This window comes from Micromonospora sp. NPDC005291 (assembly GCF_040607415.1).
Taxonomy (GTDB): domain Bacteria; phylum Actinomycetota; class Actinomycetes; order Mycobacteriales; family Micromonosporaceae; genus Micromonospora.
Genome location: NZ_JBEXGR010000005.1, coordinates 246,125 through 263,890 on the forward strand (window position 1 = coordinate 246,125; position 17,766 = coordinate 263,890).

Consider the following 17,766-nt stretch of genomic DNA (forward strand, 5'->3'; position numbering starts at 1 on the left):
TGCGCGAGGTGAAGCAGAACTCATAGGTGCCAGCTCGGGATGCCTGCCTGACTTCCGGCATCCCGAGCGCACGTCACGCCAGGTGGCGGTCAGGCCAGACCGGCTCGACGCAGGGCCTCCGCCATCGCGTCATTCGCTGGTGCCGGTGCGCCCTGCCGCTGCTGACCGCCGCGACCACCCTGACCGCTCTGACCACCGCGACCGCCTTGACCGCCGCGGCCGCCCTGACCGCCCTGACTACCCTGACCGCCAGGACCGCCCTGACCGGCAGCACCGCCGCGACCCCCCTGACCGGCAGCACCGCCGCGTCCGCCCTGGGCCGGGCCGCCGCGACCCTCCTGGTTGGTCCGGCCGCCACGGCCGGCGTCGGCGCCCGGCTCGTCCTCCAAGCGCAGGGTCAGCGAGATGCGCTTACGGGGTACGTCCACGTCGAGCACCCTGACCTTGACCACGTCACCGGACTTCACCACCTCGCGGGGGTCCTTCACGAAGGTCCGGGACAACGCCGAGACGTGTACCAGACCGTCCTGGTGCACCCCGACGTCCACGAACGCGCCGAACGCCGCCACGTTGGTGACCACGCCCTCCAGCACCATGCCGGGCGTCAGGTCACCGATCTTCTCCACCCCCTCGACGAAGGTGGCGGTGCGGAATTCCGGGCGGGGATCGCGGCCCGGCTTCTCCAACTCGGCGAGGATGTCGGTGACGGTGGGGAGGCCGAACCGGTCGTCGACGAAATCAGTCGCGCGCAGCCCGCGCAGGATCCCGCTCTTACCGATCACGGAGCGCAGGTCCTGGCCGGTGCTGGAGAGGATCCGACGCACCACCGGGTACGCCTCGGGGTGCACGCTGGAGGAATCCAGTGGGTCGTTGCCGTCGGGGATGCGCAGGAAGCCCGCGCACTGCTCGAACGCCTTGGGCCCGAGCCGGGCCACCTTCTTCAGCTCGGTACGCGACCGGAACGGCCCGTTGGCGTCCCGGTGTAGCACGATGTTCTCGGCCAGCCCGGCGCCGATGCCGGAGACCCGGGTCAGCAGTGGCGCGGAGGCCGTGTTGACGTCCACCCCGACCGCGTTGACGCAGTCCTCCACGACCGCGTCCAGCGATCGGGACAGTTTCACCTCGGACAGGTCGTGCTGGTACTGGCCGACCCCGATCGACCGTGGGTCGATCTTGACCAGCTCGGCGAGCGGGTCCTGGAGGCGGCGGGCGATGGAGACCGCGCCGCGCAGCGACACGTCCATCCCGGGCAGCTCCTGCGAGGCGTACGCGGAGGCCGAGTAGACCGACGCGCCGGCCTCGGAGACCACCACCTTGGTCAGGTTGAGCTGCGGATGCCGGTTGATCAGGTCGCCGGCCAGCTTGTCGGTCTCCCGCGAGGCGGTGCCGTTGCCGATCGCGATCAGCTCCACCCCGTGCGCACCGGCCAGCCGGGCGAGGGTCTCGACCGACGCGTCCCACTGCCGGCGCGGCTCGTGCGGGTAGATGGTGTCGGTGGCGACCACCTTGCCGGTGGCGTCCACCACGGCCACCTTCACGCCGGTCCGCAGGCCCGGGTCCAGTCCCATCGTGGGCCGGGTACCGGCCGGCGCGGCCAGCAGCAGGTCACGCAGGTTCATGGCGAAGACGCGCACCGCCTCCTCCTCGGCCGCCTGCCACAGCCGCATCCGCAGGTCCGCGCCGAGGTGGATGAGGATCCGGGTACGCCACGCCCAGCGGACCGTGTCGGCCAGCCATCGGTCAGCGGGGCGGCCCGCGCCGGACACCCCGAACCGGCCGGCGATGGCCGCCTCGTACCGGCTCGGGCCGGTCGGTACGGCGTCCGCCTCGCCCGCCTCCTCCGGCTCCATCGTCAGGTCGAGCACGCCCTCCTTCTCGCCCCGGAACATGGCCAGGATCCGGTGCGAGGGCAGCTTCGGGTACGGCTCGGAGAAGTCGAAGTAGTCGGCGAACTTGGCGCCGGCGGTCTCCTGACCCTCGCGTACCCGGGAAACGAGGCGCCCCCGTGACCACATCTGCTCGCGCAGCGTGCCGATCAGGTCGGCGTCCTCCGCGAAGGTCTCGATGAGGATCGCCCGCGCGCCCTCCAGCGCGGCGGCGGCGTCGGCGACGCCCTTCTCCTCATCGACGAACCCGGCGGCGGTGGCCCTCGGGTCCTGGCTGGGGTCGGCCAGCAGCGTCTCGGCCAACGGCGCCAACCCGGCCTCGCGGGCGATCTGCGCCCGGGTCCGCCGCTTCGGCTTGTACGGGAGGTAGATGTCCTCCAGCCGGGACTTCGAGTCGGCGGCCATGATCTGCGCTTCCAGGGCCTCGTCCAACTTGCCCTGGCCGCGGATCGACTCCAGCACCGCGGCCCGCCGCTCGTCCAGCTCCCGCAGGTAGCGCAGCCGCTCCTCCAGGGTGCGCAGCTGGGTGTCGTCGAGCAGGCCGGTGGCCTCCTTCCGGTAACGGGCGATGAACGGCACGGTGGCGCCGCCGTCGAGCAGGTCCACGGCCGCCCGCACCTGACGCTCGGCCACGCCGAGCTCGTCGGCGATCCGCTGATGAACAGACTGGGTCACGATCTCGATCCGCCTTCGACTCGATCCGCCTTCAAAGAGCGGGTACCGCCTGCATTCTGCCGGGCGGCCCGGGGCGCTGTCGCCGCGCCCGGCCGGGGCGAGGGGCGGAACCGCCGCGCCCGGCCGGGGTGACCGGCGGCGGGCCCGCGGGGCCTGCGCTAGCGTGGCGATCATGGAAACTGCTGCGGATCCGCGCGCCCGGCGGCTCTTCGGCGGCAGCGCCCGGGCCCTCGGCGACCTGACGGGCAACCCGTTCCGCGCCGACCGGGACCGGATCGTCGGCTCGCCGTTCTTCGCCCGCCTCGGCGGTGTCACCCAGGTGATCAGCCCGGTTGGTTCCGGTCTGCTGGTGCACAACCGGCTCACGCACAGCCTGAAGGTCGCCCAGGTGGCCCGGGCGATCGCCGAGCGGTTGATGGCCGACGAGCGGTGGCGGGAACTGCTGGACAGCCGTGGCGGCTGCGACCCGGACGTGGTGGAGGCCGCGGCGCTCGCCCACGACCTCGGCCACCCGCCGTTCGGGCACCTGGGGGAGCGGGTGCTGGACCGGTTGGCCCGCCAGCGCCTCGGCCTCGCCGATGGTTTCGAGGGCAACGCCCAGTCGTACCGGATCGTCACCAGCACCGAGATCCGGGGCGCGGCCACCACCGGGCTGGACCTGACCGCCGCGGTCCGCGCGGCGATGTTGAAGTACCCGTGGACCCGGCTCGACTATCCCGACCCGCACCCACGCACGATGGATCCACCGCCGCGCGGTGCCACGCCTCCGCCGGACGACCCGGAGAGCGGTTCGTTGAAGTTCGGCGCGTACCGGACCGAACTCGACGACCTGCGGCAGGCCCGGGAGCCGTTCACCGGCCGCATCCCGGACTGGCAGCAGACCGTGGAGGCGTCCGTGATGGACACCGCCGACGACATCGCGTACGCCATCCACGACGTGGAGGACTTCTACCGGGTCGGTGTGCTCCAGCAGGGCTCGGTCTCCGCGGAGCTGATGGCCTGGCAGCGGGAGAGCGGGCACTTCCGGGCGATCACCGACGCGGCGCTGGCCACCGCGGCCCGGCGACCCGGTGCGGCGATCGAGCGGCTGCGTCGGCAACTGCACCGCAAGGACGCCTGGATCGCCGACGACGACGCGTTCGCCGCCGCCGTCGAGCACGTCCGCGAGGAGCTGGTCGACGGCCTGCTGGCGATGCCGTTCGACGGCTCGATCGAGGCCGAGCAGTACGTGGCGCGCTTCTCCGCCCGCTGGTCCACCCGCTTTGTCGAGGCGATCACGGTGACCGACCAGCCGTCGGTGCGTTCCGGGTACGTGCTGCTGGGCTGCGCGCAGTGGCACGAGGTGCAGGTGCTGAAGTTCGTCCACCACCGGTTCGTGCTGGCCCGGCCGGATCTCGCCCTGCACCAGCGTGGCCAGGCCCGGCTGCTGGGCACCCTGGTCGAGGCGCTCTGGGAGTGGTTGCTCGACCCGGAGGAGGAGTCCCGGCTGCCACGCCGGCTGCACGACCTGGTCGAGTTGGCCGAGGCGGAGCTGCACCCGCGTACCCCGGACCGGATCGGCCGGGCCCGGGGGCGGGCCATCGTGGACTTCGTCGCGCAGCTCACCGACGGTCAGGCGGTGGCCATGCTGGACGCGCTCTCCGGCCGCTCCGGCGCCCTCTGGACCGACGCCTTCGTGCTCTGAGCGGCCCAACCCGTCAGGCGATGGCCTGCCACCAGCCGTCGACGGCGGGCGGGTCGTCGACCACCACGCGCTCGCCGGGGCGGGGCACGGCGAGCCGCACGTCGCGGGCCTTCGCCTCGGACCACAGCCGGTTCACCGGCTCGGACCAGTCATGCAGGGCCAGGTTGAACGTCGCCCAGTGCACCGGGACGAACAGCCCACCGCGCAGGTCGAGGTGGGCGTCGACCGCCTCCTCGGGGAACATGTGGATCGTCGGCCAGGCCCGGTCGTACGCGCCGATCTGCATCAGCGTCACGTCGAACGGCCCGTGCTCGGCGCCGATCGCCGCGTACCCGTCGAAGTAACCGGAGTCGCCGGTGTAGAAGACCTTGCGACGGGCTCCGGCCACCACCCACGAACTCCAGAGCGTGCCGTCGCGGCGCAGCCCCCGGCCGGAGAAGTGCTGGGCGGCGGTGGCGGTGATCTCCAGCCCGGCGACCTGGTGCGACTCGGACCAGTCCAGCTCGATGATCCGCTCGGCCGGTACGCCCCAGCGGTCCAGGTGTGCGCCCACTCCGAGCGGCACCAGGAACGGCGCGGACTGCCCGGCGAGCAGCGCCTGAACGGTGGCCATGTCCAGGTGGTCGTAGTGGTCGTGTGAGATCAGGATCGCGTCCAGCGGGGGCAGTTCGTCCAGGCGTACCGGCGGCTCGTGCAGCCGGCGGGGCCCGACCCGGCCGGAGGGGGAGCACCGGTCGCTCCACACCGGGTCGAGCAGGACCCGCCGGCCCTCGATCTCGATCAAGGTCGAGGCGTGGCCGTACCAGACGATGTTGAGCTCGTCGGCGGTGTCGGCGGTCTCCGGTGCGCTGGGCCGCAGCAGCGGCACCGCTGCGGTCGGACGCCGCTTCTGCTTGCCGAAGATCAGCTCGCGGAGCAGGTTGCGGCCCGGCTCGGCGATCATCGAGCGGGTGCCGGCCTGGTTGTGGAAGGTGCCGTCGCGAAACTGGGGTGAGCGGGCCGCCCGTTCGGCCCGGGCCCCGCTGAGCCGGCCACCGAGGGCCGCCGGCACATCCCGGGCAACCCAGGCCAGGCCGGCCAGCGCGGCCAGCCCGGCCGCGCCCCGCATCCGCCGCCCGAGCGACCGTTCGACGTCCGTGCTCCGCGCTGGTGCCATTGCCGTCCCTCCGACGTGTCCGCCCTACACGGTAGTCACCCGGGCCGACCCGTGCCCCGGCGGTCGCCACGCCGGGTCGGTCGCCGGCAGCGGCGACCGACCCGGGACCGGGCTCAGCCGCCGTTGCTGGGGCGCCGGGCGGTCATCCGGTACGCCGTGCCGGCGCCCGCGATCCGGTCCACCGCGGCCAGGAACTTGGGGCCCATGGCGGCCCGGGCCTGCACCGCCGGGTGGGTGGCGCCGAAGTCGTCCGGGTTGGCCTGCCCGTCGGCGAAGAGCGCGTAGGTGAGCACCGCGGCGCCGGACCGGTCGAAGATCACTCCGGCCTCGTGCCGGGCGTCGGCGAACCAGCCGGCCTTGGTGGCGATCCGGGCCCGCTCGTCTGAGGACATGGTGCGGCGGATGCCGTCGGTGAACGCCACCGGGGAGCGCAGCAGGCCCAGCAGGTATGTCGTCGAGGCGGGGGAGAGCAGGGTGCCGCCGACCAGGGCGCGCAGCAGGTCGTGCGTCTCCCGGGGAGTGCTGGTGCCGAGGAAGAACCGGTTCGGGTTGGCCACCAGTTGGACCTGGGTGTTCGGGAAGCCCTTGGCGACCAGGATGGAGTTGATCTCGGCAGCCGGGGCGACCAGCCCGCACAGCCGCACCGCCGTGTCGTCCGAGACGGTCAGCAGGTTGGCCAGGACGTGCCCGAGGGTCACGCTGCTCGGGTACGCGCCGTCCAGGCTGAAGATGCCGTCACCGCCCGGTACGACGATCGCCGCGCTCACCTCGACCTGCTGGTCCAGGGTGAGCAGCCCTCGGTCGACCTTGTCGAGCACCGCCGTGGCGACCGCGATCTTGTTGACGCTGTACGCCTCGATCCGCCGGTCCGCGTCGGCCGTCACCGCGACGACCGGCGAGCCGGCCGGGTCGGCCACGCTGACGTACGCCTGCCAGTTGCCGCCGGCCTCGGTGCTGTGCCGGGTGTAGACGGCGGCGACCCTGCGGGCAGCCCGGGCGGGGGTGGTCGGGGCGGCCTCGGTGCTCTGGGCGGCGCTCGCCGGGGCGGCGGCGCCGAGCACTGTGCCAGCGGTGGCCACCGTGCCGAGCCCGAGTGCGGTCCTGCGGTTCAACCGGATAGTCAATCGTCTCTCCCGTCGTGGGGCGCCGGAACGCTCGCCGGCCCACCACCCTAGGCGTGTTGATCGATTCACGGTGCCCCCCGGACCGCTCAGCCGAGCCGTCGACGCAGCACGGTGGCCACCGGCCCGGACACGTGGCGGGCCAACTGCCGCAGGTCAGGCAGGTGGCCGCCGCGTACCGCCTCGCCGGGCGGATTCGGAGCGAAGACCGAACCGTCATGGGCGGCGACCGGCTGCCGACTCAGCCCGGCCAGCCGCATCAACGGCCCGACCAGGACGTCGTAGACCCCGGGCAGCACGGTGAAGCCGGCCCGCAGCACCACGTTGAGCCGACCCACGGAGACTTCGCGGCGAGGCCGGTCCACACAGTCCACGATGGCTCGGGCCACCCGTTGCGGGCTGGCGACCGGCGGTGGGGGTCGGCCGATCCGGCCCAGGTAGTTGGCCGCCTGCTGGTACACGGGAGTGTCCACGCTGCCCGGGTTGACCAGGCACAGCCGGATCTGCGGGCTGTCGCGCAACTCCTGCTGCACCGTCCGGGCCAGACCCTGCAGACCCCACTTGCTGGCCACGTACGCGCTCATGTACGGCGCGGTGATGTGCCCGAGCACCGAGCCGGTGAGGATGACCGTGCCGGCTCCGGCGGCCCGGAAGTGCCGCAGCGCCACCCGCACCGAGCTGGCCGCGCCGAGCAGGTCGGTCCGTACCACCTGGTCGAAGACCCGCGCGGGCAGCTCGTCGAAGCGCCCGTAGGCCATCACCGCCGCGGTGTGTACCCAGACGTCGATGCGGCCGAAGCGGTCGATCGCCGCCTCCGCGAGCGCGTCCAACGCACCAGGCTCGGTGACGTCGGTCGGCACGGTCAGCACGTCGACGTTCGCGCACTCCGCGCGTACCTCGGCCAGGGTCGTGGTGGCGCGGGCGGCGAGGACGAGGCGGTCGCCGCGCTCGGCGAACGCCCGGGCTGTCGCCCGGCCGATCCCGCTGGTCGCGCCGGCGATCACCACGACCCGACTCACGGTTCGAGCACGACCTTGATGCAGCCGTCCTCCTTCTTCTGGAACATGTCGTACGCCTGCGGCGCCCGAGACAGCGGCAGCCGGTGGGTACGCAGGTCCTCCACGCCCAGCGGGTCGTCGTCGCGGGCGAGCAGCGGCAGGATCTCGTCGGTCCACCGGCGCACGTGGCACTGCCCCATCCGCAGCTGAATGCCCCGGTCGAACATCTCCATCAGCGGCATCGGGTCCGCCTCGCCGCCGTACACGCCGGAGATCGACACGGTGCCACCGCGGCGGACCGCCTTGACCGCGGCGTGCAGGGCAGCGAGCCGGTCCATGCCGACCCGGTCGGTCATCGTCTGGGCCAGCTTGTCCGGCAGCAGCCCGACGGCGGCGTGGGCCAGCTTGCCCACCGGCGACCCGTGCGCCTCCATCCCGACCGCGTCGATCACCGCGTCCGGGCCGCGCCCGTCCACCAGGTCGATCAGCGCGCCCGGCACGTCGGACAGTTCGCGGACGTCGAGCACCTCGATGCCGTGCCGACGGGCCAGCTCCAGCCGCTCGGGCACCAGGTCCAGCCCGATCACCCGCCCGGCGCCGAGGTGGCGGCCGATCCGGGCGCAGAGCTGCCCGACCGGGCCCAGCCCGAACACCGCCAGGGTGCCACCGGGCGGGGTGTCCGCGTACTTCACCGCCTGCCAGGCGGTGGGCAGGATGTCGGAGAGGTAGAGGTAGCGCTCGTCGGCTCCGGTCTGCGGGATCACTATCGGGCCGAAGTGGGCCTGTGGGACACGCAGGTACTCGGCCTGCCCGCCGGGCACCGAGCCGTAGAGCGAGGTGTAACCGAACAGCGAGGCGCCCTTGCCCTCGCTGGTCACCTGGGTGGTCTCGCACTGCGCGTAGAGCTGACGCTGGCACATCCAGCAGCTGCCGCAGGAGATGTTGAACGGCACCACCACGCGGTCGCCGGGCTTGAGCCCGGTCACCGCCGACCCGACCTCCTCGACGATGCCCATGGGCTCGTGGCCCAGGATGTCACCGGGCTTCAGGTACGGCCCGAGCACCTCGTACAGGTGCAGGTCGGAGCCGCAGATCGCGGTCGACGTGATCTTCACGATCGCGTCGGTCGGTTCCTCGATCCGGGGGTCCGGCACCTCCTCGACCCGTACGTCCCGCTTGCCCTGCCAGGTCAACGCCTTCATGTCCGTGTCCTCTCCTACCACTGCCTCCCCGCCTGCTACCCGGGCTCAGCCACTTGAACCGGCTACGGGCAGGCTCGTCCCAGCCGCTGGTGACACTGCCCAGGCCCCGGGCGCCGTGATCGACTCCTTTTCGCCGAAATGGCGGTATCCGAGCGACCTGACACCGCCACATCGGCGATATGGAGTGGATCAAGCGCTTGGGCGAGGAGCGAGTCGGCGGGACGGCTGGCCTGTGAGACCGGGGCGTCGGGCGGGAACGGGGTGGATCACGACCGGCGGACGAGCCGCGCTCAAGGTCAGGGCTGGGGCGATCGTCCCCGGCGCAGGGATCAAGCCTGACCGCCCGGAGCCGGGGACGGTCGCCCCAGCCGAAGACAAACGTCGAGACCGCCGTACCCCCAAGAAGCGCGGGGGTACGGCGGTCTCGGCGTGCCTCAGGAACCGGGGGTGTTGCCGGCGCCCTTCGCGGTGGCTGTGAGGTAGTCGCGGTTGAGTCGGCCGATGGTGTTCAGCGGAATGCCCTTCGGGCACGCCGGGGTGCACTCACCCGCGTTGGTGCAGCCGCCGAAGCCGGCCTCGTCGTGCGCGTCGACCATGCCGATCACCCGGGTGTACCGCTCCGGCTGGCCCTGCGGCAGCAGCGAGAGCTGGGTGAGCTTCGCGGCGGTGAAGAGCATGCCGGAGCCGTTGGGGCAGGCCGCCACGCACGCGCCGCAGCCGATGCAGGCCGCCGACTCGAAGGCGGCGTCCGCGTTGGCCTTGGCCACCGGGGTGGAGTGTGCCTCGGGCGCGCTGCCGGTCGGGGCGGTGACGTAACCACCAGCAGCGATGATCTTGTCGAAGGCGCTCCGGTTGACCACCAGGTCCTTGATGACCGGGAAGGCACTGGCCCGCCACGGCTCGATGTCGATCGTCTCGCCGTCCTTGAACTGCCGCATGTGCAGCTGACACGCCGTGGTGCCGCGTTGCGGCCCGTGCGCGTCACCGTTGATCATCAGACCGCACATGCCGCAGATGCCCTCGCGGCAGTCGTGGTCGAACGCCACCGGGTCCTCGCCAGCGAGGATCAGCCGTTCGTTGAGCACGTCGAGCATCTCGAGGAACGACATGTCCGGAGAGACGTCGTCGACCGGGTAGGTCACCATCCGACCCTTGTCCTCAGTGCCCTTCTGGCGCCAGATGCGCAGGGTCAGGTTCACTTGTAGCTCCGCTGCGTGGGGTGGACGTACTCGAACTTCAGGTCTTCCTTGTGCAGCACCGAGGGCTCGCCGTCGGCGGCGAACTCCCAGGCCGCCACGTACGCGAACCGGTCGTCGTCGCGCTGCGCCTCACCGTCGGGGGTCTGGTGCTCGGCCCGGAAGTGGCCGCCGCAGGACTCCTCGCGGTGCAGGGCGTCGATGCACATCAGCTCGGCCAGCTCGAAGAAGTCGGCAACCCGGCCGGCCTTCTCCAGCGACTGGTTGAGTTCCTCGCCGGTGCCGGACACCTTGACCCGCTGCCAGAACGCCTCGCGCAGGGCGCGGATCTCGTCGATCGCCTTGCGCAGCCCGGCCTCGCTGCGCTCCATGCCGCAGTGCTCCCACATGATCTGGCCCAGCTCCCGGTGGAACGAGTCCACGGTCCGGTCGCCGTTGATCGCGAGCAGCCGCTGGACGCGGTCCTCGACGTCGGTACGCGCCTCGACCGCCGCCGGGTGGCTGGCGTCGACCTTCTCCAACGGGCCCGAGGCCAGGTAGTTGGCGATGGTGGTGGGCAGCACGAAGTAGCCGTCGGCGAGGCCCTGCATGAGCGCCGAGGCGCCCAGCCGGTTCGCGCCGTGGTCGGAGAAGTTCGCCTCCCCGATCACGAACAGGCCGGGGATGTTCGACTGGAGGTCGTAGTCGACCCACAGGCCGCCCATCGTGTAGTGCACGGCGGGGTAGATCCGCATCGGTACCTCGTACGGGTCCTCGCCGGTGATCCGCTCGTACATCTCGAAGAGGTTGCCGTACTTGGCCTCGATGGCCTTGCGACCCAGCCGGCCGATCGCGTCGGCGAAGTCGAGGTAGACACCGAGCTTCGTCGGCCCGACACCCCTACCCTCGTCGCAGACGTTCTTCGCGGCACGGGAGGCGATGTCCCGGGGGACCAGGTTGCCGAAGGAGGGGTAGATCCGCTCCAGGTAGTAGTCCCGCTCGTCCTCTCCAATGTCCCGGGGGCTGCGGTCGTCGCCCTTGGTCTTCGGCACCCAGACCCGGCCGTCGTTGCGCAGCGACTCACTCATCAGGGTCAGCTTGGACTGGTGGTCGCCGGAGACCGGGATGCAGGTCGGGTGGATCTGCGTGTAGCACGGGTTGGCGAAGTACGCGCCCTTGCGGTGCGCCCGCCAGGTCGCGGTGACGTTGCAGCCCTTGGCGTTGGTGGAGAGGTAGAAGACGTTGCCGTAGCCGCCGGAGGCGAGCACCACGGCGTCGGCCATCTCGGTGCTGATCTCGCCGGTGACCATGTCCCGCACGACGATGCCCCGGGCCTTGCCGTCCACGAGGACCAGCTCCAGCATCTCGTGCCGGGTGTTCATCTCCACGTTGCCCAGGCCGATCTGCCGCTCCAGCGCCTGGTACGCGCCGAGCAGCAGCTGCTGACCCGTCTGGCCCCGGGCGTAGAAGGTGCGCTGCACCTGGGCGCCGCCGAAGGAGCGGGTGTCCAGCAGGCCGCCGTACTCGCGGGCGAACGGCACACCCTGGGCGACACACTGGTCGATGATGTTGACCGAGACCTCGGCAAGACGGTGCACGTTCGACTCCCGGGAGCGGAAGTCGCCGCCCTTGACGGTGTCGTAGAACAGCCGGTGTACGGAGTCGCCGTCGTTGCGGTAGTTCTTCGCCGCGTTGATGCCGCCCTGTGCCGCGATGGAGTGCGCCCGGCGCGGGCTGTCCTGGTAGCAGTAGGACCTGACGTGGTAGCCCTGCTCGGCCAGGGTCGCCGCGGCCGAACCGCCGGCCAGGCCGGTGCCGACCACGATCACTGTCATCTTGCGGCGGTTGGCGGGGTTGACCAGCTTGGCCTCGAAACGGCGGGTCTCCCAGCGCTTCTCGACCGGGCCGTCGGGAGCCTTGGTGTCGGCGATCGGGTCGCCCTCGGTGAAGAGTTCCATGTCAGGACACCAATCCGGTGAGTACGGCGAACGGGACCACCAGGTACCCGGCGCAGAGCAGCACGGCGAAGATCAGCGCCGCGGTGCGTGCCCTGCGCTCGCCGCGCGGCGTCTGCTGGCCGAGGCTGCGGAACGCGCTGAACGCGCCGTGGCGCAGGTGGAAGCCCACCGCGAGGATGGCGAGCGTGTAGAAGAGCGTGACGTACCAGCGCTCGGGCGCGAAGTCGGCGACGACGTTGCCGTACGGCTTGCTGGCGTCGCCGACCGGGTTCAGCGTGCCGGTGGTCAGGTCCAGGAGGTGGTAGATCACGAAGAGCAGGATGATCACTCCACCCCAGCGCATCGTGCGGGCCGCGTAGCTGCCGTTGACCTTCTTGCGGTGGGCGTACTTGACCGGTCGGGCCGCGCGGGCACGCCGAGCCAGTACGGTCGCGGCCACGATGTGGGCGACGACCGCCACCACCAGCACGGTGCGCAGGATCCACAGGAACCACACGCCGGGCAGCAGCGGCTTGCCGATGTCGCGCAGCCAGTGCGCGTAGTGGTCGAACGAGGTTTCGCCCGTGAACACCTTCAGGTTCCCGAGCATGTGCGCGATCAGGAACAGCGCCAGCAGGATGCCCGTCACCGCCATGACGGCCTTGAGGCCGACGTTCGAGCGGATGGGCGACCGAGTTTTCGTCATTACCACGCAACCGACGCTAGGAGCACTTCGATCAGTCGTCCAATGCATCAAACTCGTAGTGTTGATAGCCGTAGGCTATGTAGATGCAGCTCCATCAGCTCCGGTACTTCGTTGCGGTGGCCGAAGTACGACATTTCACCCAGGCGGCCGACCTCGTCGGCATAACTCAGCCTTCTCTCAGTAAGCAAATTCACGCCCTGGAGACCGACCTCGGTGCACCGCTCTTCGAGCGGGTACGGGGCAACATCGCCCTCACCGCGGCGGGTGAGGTGCTGCTGCCGTTGGCCACCCGGATCCTCGCCGACGTGGAGACCGCCACCCGGGAGGTGCAGGAGTTGGTCGGGCTGCGCCGCGGTCGGGTCCGGCTCGGCGCCACCCCGAGCCTGGCCACCTCGCTCGCCCCGCCGGTGCTGCGCCGGTTCCGCGACGCGCACCCCACCGTCGACCTCAAGGTCGAGGAGGGCGGGTCCCAGGATCTGGTGCGCGACCTGCTCCGCGGCGACCTCGACCTGGCGCTGATCATCATGCCGGCCCAGGGCGCCGACCCCGGGCTGCGCGTCGATCCGATCCTGCGGGAGAGCCTGGTGGTGGCCTCGGTGGGCGAGGTGCCGACCGCGTCGATCACCGGGGAGGTGCGCATCACCGACCTCCGCGACCAGCCGATGGTGATGTTCCGGGAGGGATACGACCTGCGCGACGCCACCATCCAGGCGTGTCGGGAGGCGGGCTTCGAGCCGACCTTCGCGGTGGACGGCGGCGAAATGGACGCGGTGCTCAGCTTCGTCGAGGCGGGGCTCGGCATCGCGCTGGTGCCGGGCATCGTGCTGGCCCGGCGGCCGGGGGTGCGAATCACCCCGCTGGCCCCGCCCGGGGTGCGGCGGACCATCGCGGTGGCCCGCCGGCGCGACATCGTGCCGACCCACGCCGGTCGGGAGCTACGGCGGATCCTGCTCGACTACGTCCGCGCCGCCGCCGACCTCCCCCCCGGCGTCGAACCCGTCCCCGCCCCGCCCCCCGCCCCGCCCTGGCGCGCCGATCTAGGGCATATCGCTGCTCCTGGAGATCAGTAAGCAGCGATCTGCCCTAGATCGGCGCGGGGAGAGGGCGCGGGGAGGGGGCGCGGGGAGGGGAGGGGTTAGCGGCCCTCGGCGTCGTCCATCGCGCGGTAGATGCGCTGCTCGGACACGGGGTAGGGGGTGCCCAGGGCCTGGGCGAAGACGTTCACCCGTAGCTCCTCGATCATCCAGCGGATCTGGCGGACCGGCGCGGAGTTGCGGCGCGCGGGTGACAGCGCGGCGAGCAGGTCGGCGTACTCCTTCTGCACTGCCGCGACCCGGTCCTGCTGCTGGCGGTCCCGCTGCGGGTTGCCGCCGAGGCGGTCCAGCCGGCGCTCGATGGCGGTCAGGTAGCGCAGCAGGTCGGGCAGCCGGGCGTACCCGGCCTCGGTGATGAACCCGGCGTGCACCAGCCCGGCGAGCTGGCTGCGGATGTCGGCCAGCGCGGCCACGACGGCGAGGTTGCGGGTGGCGCCGAGCCGCTGCTCCACGGCGTACGCGGCGGCGAGGACCTTGCGGACCCGGTCCATCACCTCGACCACGGTGTCGACCAGGTCGGCGCGGACCTTCTCGCGCAGCGCCGCGAAACCGTCGGCGTCCCAGGCGGGCCCGCCGGCGTCGCCGATCAGCCGGTCGATGGCCGCACCCGCCGCGTCCTCGATCAGCTCCTGCACGCCGCCGTGCGGGTTGCGGCTCAGCGCCAGCTTCGCCTCGTTGTTCAGCCGGCCCTGGAGGAACCGCGCCGGGGACGGCACGGTGAGCCGCAACAGCCGGCGGGTGCCGGCCCAGTGCGCGGCCTCGGCCTCGGCGGGGGAGTCGAACACCCGCACCCCGACCGTGGCACCCTCGTCGACCAGGGCCGGGTACGCGGTCACCGCGTAACCGGCGCGGACCTGCTCGATGGTGCGAGGAAGATCGCCGATGCTCCACTCGCGCAGCCCGGTGCGGGCCACCTCCGGTGCGGCGGCCGCCACCACCTGGCGTACCTCCTGGCGGAGCTGACGTTGCAGGGCGGGCAGGTCCTTGCCCTCGGCGACCGGCTTGTCCTCGTCGTCGAGCACCCGGAAGGTGACCCGCAGGTGTGCCGGGAGCTTGCCCGGTTCCCAGGCGTCACGGGGCACGGTGACCCCGGTCATCCGGCGCAGCTGCCGGGTGAGCGCGTCCAGCAGCGGCTCCTCACCGGGGGTGATCGCCGCGAGGGCGGCCCGGGCGTAGTCCGGCACCGGGACGAAGTTGCGGCGTATCGCCTTGGGCAGCGAGCGGATCAGCGCGATCACCGTCTCCTCGCGCAGCCCCGGCACCTGCCAGTCGAAGCTCTCCGCCGGCACCTGGTTGAGCAGCGGCAGCGGGATGTCCACGGTGACGCCGTCGGTCGGCGTACCCGGCTCGAACCGATAGGTCAGTGGCAGAGTCACCCCCTGGGTCTGCCACTCGTCGGGGTAGTCGTCCTCGTCGACCCCCGGCCGGCCATCGTTGACCAGCACGTCACGGGTGAAGGTGAGCAGGTCGGGCCGTTCCCGGCGGGTCGTCTTCCACCAGCTGTCGAAGTGCCGGCCGGAGGACACGTCGGCCGGGATCCGCTGGTCGTAGAAGCCGAAGATGGTCTCGTCGTCGACCAGGATGTCCCGGCGTCGGGCCCGGCTCTCCAGCTCCTCGATTTCGGCGAGCAGCCGCTTGTTGTCCGCCCAGAACTGGTGGTGGGTCTGCCAGTCGCCCTCCACGAGGGCGTGCCGGATGAACAACTCCCGGCTCAGCGTCGGGTCGATCCGCCCGAAGTTGACCTTGCGGGAGGTGACCAGCGGGACGCCGTACAGGGTGACCTTCTCGTAGGCCATCACCGCGGCCTGCTTCTTCTCCCAGTGCGGCTCGCTGTAGCTGCGCTTGACCAGGTGTTGTGCGAGCGGTTCGACCCACTCCGGCTCGACCCGGCCGGCGATGCGGCCCCAGAGCCGGGAGGTCTCCACCAACTCGGCGGCCATCACCCAGCGCGGAGGCTTCTTGAACAACGCCGAGCCGGGGAAGAGCGCGAACTTCGCGCCCCGCGCACCCAGGTACTCGTGTTTCTGGGCGTCCTTCAGGCCGATGTGCGACAGCAGGCCGGGCAGCAGCGACTGGTGCACCTTCGGGGTGTCGATCTCCTCCGGCAGGTCGGCGCCGCCACGGCGGCTCGCACCCCGGCCGGCGTCCGCGTCGTCGGAGGTGTCCCGCGCCGCCCGCCCGCCGCGCCGGTCACTCTCCTGCGGGGTACGCAGCACCTGGCGCAGTTGGCCGACGATGTCCTGCCACTCGCGGACCCGCAGGTAGTTCAGGTACTCCGCCTTGCACATCCGGCGGAACGCGCTGGAGGACAGCTCCCGCTGCTGCTCACGCAGGTAGCGCCAGAGGTTGAGGAAGGCGACGAAGTCCGACTCCTTGTCGGCGAACCGGGCGTGCGCCTGGTCGGCCTGGGCCTGCTTCTCCGCCGGCCGCTCCCGGGGGTCCTGGATGGAGAGCGCGGCGGCGATCACCAGCACCTCGGTGGCGCAGCCGTTGCGCTCGCCCTCGACCACCATCCGGGCCAGTCGCGGGTCGACCGGTAGCTGGGCCAGCCGCCGGCCCAGCGCGGTGAGCCGCTTGGCCGGGTCGGCCTCGGTCGGGTCCAGCGCGCCCAACTCGTGCAACAGGTTGACGCCGTCGGTGATGTTGCGTTGGTCCGGCGGGTCGATGAAGGGGAACGCGGCGAGGTCGCCGAGCCCGATCGCGGTCATCTGGAGGATGACCGATGCCAGGTTGGTACGGAGGACCTCCGGGTCGGTGAACTCGGGGCGGGATCCGAAGTCCTGCTCGTCGTAGAGGCGGATGCAGATGCCGTCCGAGGTGCGGCCGCAGCGCCCCTTGCGCTGGTTGGCCGACGCCTGCGAGATCGGTTCGATCGGCAGTCGCTGCACCTTGAGCCGACTGGAGTAGCGGGAGATCCGGGCGGTGCCCGGGTCCACCACGTACTTGATGCCGGGCACGGTCAGCGAGGTCTCCGCGACGTTGGTGGCCAGCACCACCCGGCGCGAGGTGTGCGCGGCGAAGACCCGGTGCTGCTCGGCGCTGGAGAGTCGCGCGTACAGCGGCAGGATCTCGGTGCCGAGCAGCGACCGTTTCTTCTGGACCAGCTTGCCCAGCGCGTCGGCGGTGTCCCGGATCTCGCGCTCACCGCTGAGGAAGACCAGGATGTCGCCGGGGCCCTCGGCGGCCAGTTCCTCGACGGCGTCGCCGATCGCCTGGATCTGGTCGCGGACGGTCTCCTCGTCGCCGTCGCCGTCCTCCTCGCCCTCGGCAAGCTCGACGAGTGGCCGGTAGCGCACCTCCACCGGGTAGGTGCGACCGGAGACCTCGACCACCGGCGCCGGTACGCCCTCCGGCTCGTCGGCGGTGGGTGGCCCGGCGAAGTGCCGGGCGAACCGGTCGGTCTCGATGGTCGCCGAGGTGATGATCACCTTGAGGTCGGGTCGTTGGGGCAGCAGCTCCCGCAGGTACCCGAGGATGAAGTCGATGTTGAGGCTGCGCTCGTGCGCCTCATCGATGATCAACGTGTCGTACTGGCGCAGCATCCGGTCGGTCTGCAACTCGGCCAGCAGGATGCCGTCGGTCATCAGCTTCACGAGGCTGCGCTCGCTGACCTGATCGGTGAAGCGCACCTTGTAGCCGACCACGTCACCCAACTCGGTGCCCAGCTCGTCGGCGATCCGGTCGGCCACCGTGCGGGCGGCCAACCGCCGGGGCTGCGTGTGCCCGATCAGCCCGTGCACCCCGCGCCCCAGCTCCAGGCAGATCTTGGGGATCTGGGTGGTCTTGCCGGAGCCGGTCTCGCCGGCCACGATCACCACCTGGTGATCGCGGATGGCGGCGGCGATGTCGTCCTTGCGCTCGCTGACGGGCAACCCCGCCGGGTACGTGATCACGGGTACGGCTGCCTGCCGGACCGCGATCCGCTGCTCGGCCCGGACCAGGTCGGCGGTGATCTCGGCCAGCGCCGCCTCCCGGCGCTGCGGGTCGCGCAGCTTGCGGGCACCGTCCAGCCGCCGCTGGAGCCGGCGCTGGTCGCGGAACATCAGAGGGGAGAGGCGGCGGTGCAGCTCGCGAACCGAATCGGTCGCGACGGAGGCGGTTGGATTCTGCATGTCGTGCCCAAGGATAGGCA

11 protein-coding genes are annotated in these 17,766 nt (G+C 71.5%); 2 read left to right on the forward strand and 9 right to left on the reverse strand.

The annotated features are described in order from the left end of the window. Positions 1–89: 89 nt before the first annotated feature. A complete protein-coding gene (locus tag ABZT18_RS09760; protein WP_354993886.1) occupies positions 90–2,561 on the reverse strand; it encodes a Tex family protein in 2,472 nt (823 codons plus the stop codon). Between the two features lie 172 nt (positions 2,562–2,733). Here ABZT18_RS09760 and dgt point away from each other — a divergent pair, with 172 nt between their 5' ends. Beyond that, a complete protein-coding gene (gene dgt, locus ABZT18_RS09765) occupies positions 2,734–4,245 on the forward strand; it encodes a dGTP triphosphohydrolase (protein WP_354993885.1) in 1,512 nt (503 codons plus the stop codon). Between the two features lie 13 nt (positions 4,246–4,258). Here dgt and ABZT18_RS09770 read toward each other — a convergent pair whose 3' ends face one another. The 7 genes from ABZT18_RS09770 to ABZT18_RS09800 all read right to left on the reverse strand — a co-directional run bounded on the left by ABZT18_RS09770 (position 4,259) and on the right by ABZT18_RS09800 (position 12,540). Continuing rightward, the gene (locus ABZT18_RS09770; RefSeq protein ID WP_354994060.1) at positions 4,259–5,353 is read right to left on the reverse strand and encodes an MBL fold metallo-hydrolase; all 1,095 of its coding nucleotides are present in this window, start codon (positions 5,351–5,353) and stop codon (positions 4,259–4,261) included. A 161-nt stretch (positions 5,354–5,514) separates the two neighbouring features. Continuing rightward, entirely contained in the window at positions 5,515–6,513 is a 999-nt protein-coding gene (locus ABZT18_RS09775; RefSeq protein ID WP_354993884.1) for a serine hydrolase, read from the reverse strand. A gap of 98 nt (positions 6,514–6,611) precedes the next feature. Then, the gene (locus ABZT18_RS09780) at positions 6,612–7,541 is read right to left on the reverse strand and encodes an SDR family NAD(P)-dependent oxidoreductase (protein WP_354993883.1); all 930 of its coding nucleotides are present in this window, start codon (positions 7,539–7,541) and stop codon (positions 6,612–6,614) included. Continuing rightward, positions 7,538–8,722: a zinc-dependent alcohol dehydrogenase gene (locus ABZT18_RS09785; protein WP_354993882.1), complete on the reverse strand. Its 1,185-nt coding sequence runs from the start codon at positions 8,720–8,722 to the stop codon at positions 7,538–7,540. The genes ABZT18_RS09780 and ABZT18_RS09785 overlap by 4 nt, the downstream gene beginning before the upstream one ends. Positions 8,723–9,156: 434 nt before the next feature. Continuing rightward, positions 9,157–9,921, reverse strand: a complete 765-nt coding sequence (locus tag ABZT18_RS09790) for a succinate dehydrogenase/fumarate reductase iron-sulfur subunit (RefSeq protein ID WP_355250918.1) — start codon at positions 9,919–9,921, stop codon at positions 9,157–9,159. Then, the gene (locus ABZT18_RS09795; protein ID WP_354993880.1) at positions 9,918–11,855 is read right to left on the reverse strand and encodes a fumarate reductase/succinate dehydrogenase flavoprotein subunit; all 1,938 of its coding nucleotides are present in this window, start codon (positions 11,853–11,855) and stop codon (positions 9,918–9,920) included. Before ABZT18_RS09795 ends, ABZT18_RS09790 begins: the two co-directional genes overlap by 4 nt. A 1-nt stretch (position 11,856) precedes the next feature. Continuing rightward, a complete protein-coding gene (locus tag ABZT18_RS09800; RefSeq protein WP_084597936.1) occupies positions 11,857–12,540 on the reverse strand; it encodes a succinate dehydrogenase cytochrome b subunit in 684 nt (227 codons plus the stop codon). An 83-nt stretch (positions 12,541–12,623) separates the two neighbouring features. Here ABZT18_RS09800 and ABZT18_RS09805 point away from each other — a divergent pair, with 83 nt between their 5' ends. Next, complete coding sequence (locus ABZT18_RS09805; protein WP_355250921.1) at positions 12,624–13,610, forward strand: LysR family transcriptional regulator; 987 nt, start codon at positions 12,624–12,626, stop codon at positions 13,608–13,610. Positions 13,611–13,675: 65 nt separating this feature from the next. On the opposite strand, the gene hrpA is transcribed toward ABZT18_RS09805, so the two are convergent. Then, positions 13,676–17,746 carry an ATP-dependent RNA helicase HrpA gene (hrpA, locus tag ABZT18_RS09810; protein ID WP_355250924.1) on the reverse strand — a complete coding sequence of 1,357 codons (4,071 nt, stop codon included), beginning with the start codon at positions 17,744–17,746 and terminating at the stop codon, positions 13,676–13,678. Between the last annotated feature and the right edge of the window lie 20 nt (positions 17,747–17,766).

Coding starts and splice junctions, on each gene's coding strand:
- dgt (WP_354993885.1), top strand. CDS start 2,734: ATGGAAACTGCTGCGGATCCGCGCGCCCGGCGGCTCTTCGGCGGCAGC.
- hrpA (WP_355250924.1), bottom strand. CDS start 17,746: ATGCAGAATCCAACCGCCTCCGTCGCGACCGATTCGGTTCGCGAGCTG.
- ABZT18_RS09805 (WP_355250921.1), top strand. CDS start 12,624: ATGCAGCTCCATCAGCTCCGGTACTTCGTTGCGGTGGCCGAAGTACGA.
- ABZT18_RS09770 (WP_354994060.1), bottom strand. CDS start 5,353: ATGCGGGGCGCGGCCGGGCTGGCCGCGCTGGCCGGCCTGGCCTGGGTT.
- ABZT18_RS09800 (WP_084597936.1), bottom strand. CDS start 12,540: ATGACGAAAACTCGGTCGCCCATCCGCTCGAACGTCGGCCTCAAGGCC.
- ABZT18_RS09795 (WP_354993880.1), bottom strand. CDS start 11,855: ATGGAACTCTTCACCGAGGGCGACCCGATCGCCGACACCAAGGCTCCC.
- ABZT18_RS09785 (WP_354993882.1), bottom strand. CDS start 8,722: ATGAAGGCGTTGACCTGGCAGGGCAAGCGGGACGTACGGGTCGAGGAG.